Genomic DNA, 639 nt, shown 5'->3' with positions numbered 1-639 from the left:
CTCATGACTCTACCCCCTTCACTATAGGATTGGGCTGGTGGAACATTTACTTTATCGCAAAAATAGCGCTCTATTTTCAGGGAATCATCGATTTCCATCCAATGGAAAACTTTGCGCTGTTGATCTTCATCCTGCTGCCAATCTCGATGAAAAGCCTAAATACGGTGCGTCATATCGTTGTATTTGTCGCCGCAGCGTGGCTCTTGCATTACGATTCTTATCTCCCTCCGCTAGACCGTCTTTGGGCTCAAGCGGGACAATTAATGCAGTTTGAATTGAGTTATCTGGTCGAACTTTTGGGACGATTTTTATCATTCCAAGCAATTCTCGGATTGCTCGCTTTGTGTGGTGCGTACTTTATTTTGAGCAAGTTCGTTAGAGTTTCAGTCTTTGTGGTTATTGCTATGATCTATATAAGTATGCCAATGACGACGGAACTTCCGACAACAGTGGCTGCAGAAGTAACTCAACAACAGCCACCAACCGAGGTTACTGCTAGCAAACAACCTCAAATAACGGAAATTAACGATGCAAGTCTCAACACGTTAACTGCAGATTTCTTTTCTAAAGAAGCTTCTCGACGTGTGACATTCGATACTAGCAGCGCAATGGATGCTCCTTTTGATTTGTTGTTCTTGA

At 43.0% G+C, this 639-nt stretch carries 1 protein-coding gene; it reads left to right on the top strand.

All coding sequences use genetic code 11. The annotated features are described in order from the left end of the window. Positions 1-23: 23 nt before the first annotated feature. Positions 24-639 (top strand): cellulose biosynthesis protein BcsG (gene bcsG, locus R8O11_RS28660; RefSeq protein ID WP_318195050.1); only part of this gene is annotated, 616 nt, incomplete at its 3' end.

The organism is Vibrio sp. 1288 (assembly GCF_033344475.1).
The sequence above is the reverse complement of the archived record's forward strand: the minus strand, read 5'-3'. Positions and strand labels throughout refer to the sequence as shown.